Genomic DNA, 6,644 nt, shown 5'->3' with positions numbered 1-6,644 from the left:
TGATGGTAATATCACCGCCATCCCCACCAGCCTCTGACGTACCTGCGTTAGTGGATATTTGACTGTTGCGGCGCATCAGTAATAAGTCTTGTACTTGTAGCGTAATATTACCACCTTGACCTGAATAACTGTCAGATGTAAGTGTTCCTTGGTTGTCTAGAAGTATAGAGCCAGCAGTTACATTTAGATCGCCTGCTTTCCCTAAGTTGACTGTATTTTCTGGGTAGATGTAGTTATTGTTAAATAGACTGCTAACAGTTACTTCTGCTTCGTCACGAACAATCAATTGTCCTGTATTGATTGTCAGTTTTCCAGCATCCCCGGAAGTGTTAGTCAAAGCAAACAAGCCACTGCCCTTACCTCTTACTTCTAAGGACTCGGAGGCGTTCACAGTTAAATCTCCTCCTGTACCTGTACCAGCTATAAATTGTTCGTTCCGAAACACTGCACTAGATTCTGTTGTGATCTGTCCCCTATCTTGAATAAGCAGCCTCTTGGTGTTAATGACTATATCACCTGCTTTTCCAGCAACAGCAGTTCCACTAGATAAGGAGCTAGGGAACAAACTATTATCCGGTGAGAGAACGCTACCAATCACCTCTACAGACTCAGAAGCATTCACAGTTAACTTTCCTCCATTCCCCGTCCCTCTAGTAGCAGTTGATATGGCTGCACCATCCCGAACGATTAATCTCTTGGCATTAATTGTTAAGTCTCCGCCATCATTTGCACCCGTAGTCTGAGTTCTTAGGCGAACAAGATAACCAGTAAGTTCAACGGTGTTACCTTGCACTTGAATATTTCCTCCAATGCCATCTCTATTATTAGCATCTACCTGAGATGGAATCGAAGAACCTTGATAAGTGCGCGGGATTAGTTGAATGTTTTGGAAATTTTGGACACCTTCATATCCCAACAGCCAACCTTGGTTCGTTGGTTTCAGGCTGACCAAACTATTAGCAGCGACACTTCCTAGCTCTATTCGTCCTGACGGTGCTGTTAAATTTCCGCCTGAGAGCGTTATATCACCTCCTACAAGTGCTAAGGTTTTACCGGGCTTTACTTGTAGCCCAACAGTTGTGCCATTTGAATTTGATGCTTGGGATTGATTTTGGATAGGGGCGGCAGTTGCTCCGAATTGTAAACCAATGGGAACATTTACTGTTAGGAGGGGTTTTGTTTGAATATCCGTGGCACTAAACTTGGTTCCATCGGCAAAGTTCAGACTACTCGCGGTACTTGCTACGAATGAACCGCCAATTTGTAAAGAAGCATTGGGCCCAAAAATAATCCCGTTAGGATTAATCAGAAACAGATTAGCTGTACCCGTAGCTTGAATTAACCCATCAATATTAGAAGCTGACCTACCCGTTACCCGAGTGATAATATTCTGAATATCAACAGCATTATTAAATCTTGAAATTTTCTTAGCGTACAAAAAACCTTTTTTGGCACGGTGATGCCCTAATCACCCGAAACTGCCAGCATTTACTACTGGAGTAAAACACCAGCAGCATATAGTCGTTGATTACAGAAAGTGATTAGATTTGCACGCTACAACTTTTAATACCTTCCCTAACGCCCTACAACCTTTCGACACTTCTCACCCCTCTACAACCCTCTACTGTAAACGCTTTTAATCCTATGTCGGTATATCGCGATCATTATCAAAACCATCACTGAAAATTAGCTGTATTTCTGACTGCGTTAGAACCTTAGCACATCCATGCCAATTTATTTTCATTGCTAGACTGTAGAACCTGTAATCCACAGCCTATAACGATTTGACACATCGCTGTGCAAGCGTTCGCCGCGTAGCGCCTATTCAAGCGATTTCTACAACTTCATATCAGAAGTCCTAAAAATTAGATACCCTAACAGTAAAACTTACAGACGTGAAGATAATGAGCGTTATGAGTATCAAAAAAATTGTCGAACAAGCTTTCCAAGATCGTTATCTAACACAAGCAATGGAAGAAGAAATAGGGCAAATTTGTGATAATACCTCGGAACTCTCAATTGAAGAGTATATGGTGCTAGATGAGCTGATGGGTGCGCTATTAACTGGTGAGGTCTTGAGGGATGATAATGATGATAATACTGGTGGTTTATCTCTAATTCCCAGCCCACGGCGACCAGGCCCAACTCCAGGAAGTTTTGATTCAGCAGAATTACCGATTGTAGCAGCGGTAGTGAGGAGCGCTATTCCTTGACACTAGGTGTAGCGAACTGCAAACATAAACGTTTCAAACTGCAAACAAGGCAATTTTGAAACCACATTAACTGCAAATAAGAGGGGTCTCCAAACGACAATAAGGGTCTTGTCCACTTTTGGTGATCCTGTTTGGGGATACTCTCAATTGAGCGATCGCCTTTTACCGCAACGTGAACTCATGATATCAATGGTGATATCACTCAACGGGTTTTATAACCTTATCTCAGCCCAAAGCAACAGCCTGATAGTTTTACGCCTCAGAAAAACATCAACTTTTTAGAACGGGCAAAGTTATATTTGCTTTTCCCGCCGACGGGAAATTTAGTCTCACTATCTCTCAACCGTGACTGAGATGCAACGGATTCAACGAAACTTTAATGTATTAACACCATCCTGCAAATCCTCATCAGTGACTTCAAGATATCGATCTAAAGCCGCCAATGTTTTGTGACCAGAGATTTTCTTAATTACTTTTGTCGGAACGTGTGACAAGTGCATTTTAGTCAAGCAAGTTCGGCGAAAGCTATGGGTACTTGCCCCTTCAATATCAAGTTCATCAAATGCAGCCCGGAGAATCTTGTCGGCAGAATCGGGATGGATATGTCCGCGTCCCCAGCGCCCAGGAAACAAGAACTCCTTGGGAGAGGAATAAGCCTCTAGTATTTCCCTAAGTTCATCACAGACAGGGATAGAGCGCGTATCAGCCTTCCCCTTGGTATTCTCTTTGCGTACCGTTATCCGCCCCCGCACACCTCCAGAGATGCGGTAAGCGCCTCTGGTGTGCATGGTGCAAGCTTCAGAGATTCGTAACCCGCAGTAAAGGCACAGGCCGAATAAAGCGCGATCGCGTTGGGTTTTAAATCCGTGGGTAAATAGTTGAACGATCTCGCTTGATGATAAAATTTTAGCTTGATCGTGACGGTCGATTTTCATAGTCTAGGATGGTTACTATTACTATCTTAGGGGTACACCGACAAAGTGAAGCATTCCGGTGTATACGACTAAAACAGTGATTATCTCGTGACGGTTTGCTGGAAAACTTGGGAGTTAGGTTTTGCTTATAAATCTACATGGCGATGCAGCTCTGGTTGATTACCAGAGAATCAGGGTTTGGGGCTTAAATCATAAGCGGACTTTATGACAGCGCTCTTGATTGAGTTGCGAACCTTAGCGGAACTAAATTTAAAGTAAGCTAAAAAAAGTGAAAGTACAAAACGATCTAAATCCGAAGATCCCGACAGCAGTGCTAACAGAACAAGAAATGGAGTAGATGTCAAACGTAAGGATTTCAGCATTGGAGTTTGGATGTTGTAAAGATGTGCCTATTGTGTTAGAGCCTAGTCATAGTTAGGTATTGCTGTAATCCGAGAAACAACCCAACGGAAAATAGACTTGATTTGTTGGGCTGCGAAATTTACTTAAGAAAGCAGGTTGGATTCACTCAGTTGGTGATAAACCCAATTGGGTACGAAATTGTTTGATGTACTTTGCTCTCCCCCAATTTATAGTTTTTTTAACTTGCTTAGAAGTCTGCAATTTTAAGGCTACCTGAGCATCTGTTAGCGATCGCAACGGTTGTAGTTGTGATTTCAAAACGAGTATTGGGACACATTCACAAAGTCATTCCCAAAACGGGAATGATTTTTGACGACTTTGAGCAAGAAGGGGTGCATCACCAAATAGCCCACCGCAGATATCGCTCTTCAGTTATGGGAGAAGAACAACTACATTCTAAAGTTTTCATATTTTTTTGATTCTTGCCTGATATAAGAGTAAGGTCTTATAAAGCAGTGCTAAAACTTGTCTGCTGTGTTGGGTCTACTGTATTATTCTTTGGTAAAAGCTGTTATGGATGATCCCGATGAGCGCCTACGCCAATTGATAGCAGCATATCAACAGTTATCAGTTATCAGTGAAACCGTGATAACTTTTGACTGTTGACTGTTCACTGATTCAGTCGTGGTCAAATCCCCACACTGAAAATGTATGTGATAAGTGATAACTGTTGACTGTTCACTGATTTAACACCCAGACGGTAGCCGGGAATGGCGAAAATCTATGAGCCGACTTCTGATTTTAATTCAGGGACTACCAAATTTAGAAAAAACTCTTGCATAGACTACCCCGATTACTTTTCAGATGCTTTCAAGATATTGCTAAAGAGCCAATCGTACAGTATTACAACTTAGAAAACTGACAAAATAAGACGAGGATCAGGGTGCGTGCAATGTTAGGAATAGCTCAAAATTGGCGGTGTTGGTGTTGTAGTTTGGCAATGGGCAGCCTTTTGATTGCTTCTTCGCAAGAGCATGTCTTTGCCCAAATTACCCCAGATAACACCTTGCCTAATAATTCCATTGTTACACCAGATGGCAGCACCCTCAATATCACAGGAGGAACTCAAGCTGGTGGTAATTTGTTTCACAGTTTTAGTGAGTTTTCTGTGATTAATGGTGGTACTGCTTATTTTAATAATGCTCTAGATATTCAAAATATTATTAGTCGAGTAACAGGTGGCTCAGTTTCTAATATTGATGGGATAATTCGCACGTTGGGTACGGCTAACCTGTTTTTAATAAATCCCAATGGAATTGTATTTGGTAAAGATGCTCAGTTGAATATTGGTGGTTCTTTTGTTGGGACTACAGCTAATGCACTGCAATTTGGAAATCGAGGATTTTTTAGTGCCTCCAATCCGGAAAGTTCTCCGTCCCTGCTAACGGTTAATCCTTCCGCCTTACTATTTAATCAAATAAAAACCGCATCTATCCAAAATAACTCAGTTGGTTTACGCGTACCAGATGGCAATAGCTTACTGTTGGTAGGCGGTGACATCAGTATGGATGGTGGAGGTTTGTTTGCTTTGCGTGGAAGAGTAGAGTTAGGTGGTTTATCTGGTGCAGGAAGGGTTGGGTTAAATGGGGATGATAGTAATCTGAGTTTGAGTTTTCCTAATGGGGTAGAAAGAAGTAATGTTTCCCTTAGTAATGGTGCAAGACTATATGTGATTGCTGACGATGGTGGTAGTATCGCAGTTAATACCCAGAATTTAGAGATGACAGGAGGGAGTTTCCTGTTTGCAGGAATAGGTGGTGTACTGGCTTCTGAGAGTAGTGAGGCAGGAAATATTGAAGTTAATGCAACTGGAGTAATTAATCTTGACAATAATAGCTTCATTGCTAATCAAGTGCTACCAGAAGCATCTGGACAGGGAGGCGATATCAATATCAGTACTAGAACCTTACGAATTGAGAGTGGAGCGCAGATAACTACTAGTACATCTGATGGAGGCGATGGAGGAAATTTAAATGTTGATGCCCAAAATGTACAAATTATTGGTACAAGTGCTGATGGTAGGATTGGCAGTGGCTTGTTTGCTAACGCACAAACAGACTCAACAGGGGATGCAGGTGATTTGACTCTTAAAACTCATACTTTGCTACTCAAAGATGGGGCGCAGGTAAGTGCTAATACATGGGGTGAAGGCGACGGAGGAAATTTAAACGTTGATGCCCAAAATATTCAACTCATTGGTCAATCAGCAGATGGTCAAGCTGCCAGTGGCTTGAATGCTTCGGCAAACTCAACAGGGAATGCAGGGGATTTGACGATTAAAACTAATTTCTTACTCGTCCAAGATGGGGCGCAGGTAAGTGCTAGTACATTTGGTGGAGGCGACGGAGGAAATTTAAACGTTGATGCCCAAAATATTCAACTCATTGGTCAATCAGCAGATGGTCAAGCTGCCAGTGCCTTGGGTGCTTCGGCAAACTCAACAGGGAATGCAGGGGATTTGACGATTAAAACTAATTCCTTGCTCGTCCAAGATGGGGCACAAATTAGTGCTGCTACCTTTAGTGAGGGCAAGGGAGGAAATTTAAGCGTTGATGCCCAAAATATTCAACTCATTGGTGGATCAGCAGATGGTCAGTCTGCCAGTGCTCGCAGTGCCTTGGCTGCTTCCGCAGAGCCAAACTCAACAGGGGATGCAGGGGATTTGACGATTAAAACTAATTCCTTGCTCGTCCAAGATGGGGCATTTGTGATTACTAGTACCTCTAGTGAGGGCAAGGGAGGAAATTTGAGCGTTGATGCTCAAGATATTCAACTCATTGGTGGCTCAGCAGATGGTCAGTCTCGCAGTGAATTAAGTGCTGACGCACTGCCAAACTCAACAGGGAATGCAGGGGATTTGACGATTAAAACTAATTCTTTGCTCGTGCAAGATGGGGCAGTGGTGAGTACTAGTACCTTTAGTGAGGGCAAGGGAGGAAATTTGAGCGTTGATGCTCAAGATATTCAACTCATTGGTGGCTCAGCAGATGGTCAGTCTGCCAGTGTCTTAACTGCTTCCGCACAGCGAAACTCAACAGGGGATGCAGGGGATTTGACGATTAAAACTAATTCCTTGCTCGTCCAAGATGGGGCA

General features: G+C 42.7%; 5 protein-coding genes and 1 pseudogene. 3 read left to right on the top strand and 3 right to left on the bottom strand.

Annotated features, from left to right (window positions below):
* On the bottom strand, positions 1–1,438 hold a 1,438-nt coding region (locus H6G97_RS42665; RefSeq protein WP_190946591.1), incomplete at its 3' end, for a two-partner secretion domain-containing protein.
* 466 nt (positions 1,439–1,904) lie between these two features.
* On the opposite strand from H6G97_RS42665, the pseudogene H6G97_RS42660 reads away from it, so the two are divergent.
* Positions 1,905–2,078: pseudogene (locus H6G97_RS42660) on the top strand (late competence development ComFB family protein); the annotation flags it as partial.
* Positions 2,079–2,578: 500 nt separating this feature from the next.
* Here H6G97_RS42660 and H6G97_RS42655 read toward each other — a convergent pair.
* Together H6G97_RS42655 and H6G97_RS42650 are read right to left on the bottom strand one after the other, a co-directional pair.
* Positions 2,579–3,148 (bottom strand): tyrosine-type recombinase/integrase, encoded by a 570-nt coding sequence (locus tag H6G97_RS42655; RefSeq protein ID WP_190946590.1) that lies wholly within the window; start codon positions 3,146–3,148, stop codon positions 2,579–2,581.
* A gap of 504 nt (positions 3,149–3,652) precedes the next feature.
* The gene (locus H6G97_RS42650; protein ID WP_190946589.1) at positions 3,653–3,808 is read right to left on the bottom strand and encodes a hypothetical protein; all 156 of its coding nucleotides are present in this window, start codon (positions 3,806–3,808) and stop codon (positions 3,653–3,655) included.
* Between H6G97_RS42650 and H6G97_RS42645 the strand changes: the two genes are divergently transcribed.
* Together H6G97_RS42645 and H6G97_RS42640 are read left to right on the top strand one after the other, a co-directional pair.
* A complete protein-coding gene (locus H6G97_RS42645; protein WP_190946588.1) occupies positions 3,799–3,969 on the top strand; it encodes a hypothetical protein in 171 nt (56 codons plus the stop codon). The two genes, H6G97_RS42650 and H6G97_RS42645, sit on opposite strands and share 10 nt — an antisense overlap.
* A 473-nt stretch (positions 3,970–4,442) precedes the next feature.
* A partial coding sequence (locus tag H6G97_RS42640) for a two-partner secretion domain-containing protein (RefSeq protein ID WP_190946587.1) occupies positions 4,443–6,644 on the top strand: 2,202 nt, incomplete at its 3' end.

The organism is Nostoc flagelliforme FACHB-838 (genome assembly GCF_014698065.1).
In the GTDB taxonomy this organism is placed as follows: domain Bacteria; phylum Cyanobacteriota; class Cyanobacteriia; order Cyanobacteriales; family Nostocaceae; genus Nostoc; species Nostoc flagelliforme_B.
This window is presented reverse-complemented; position numbering and strand designations above follow the sequence as displayed.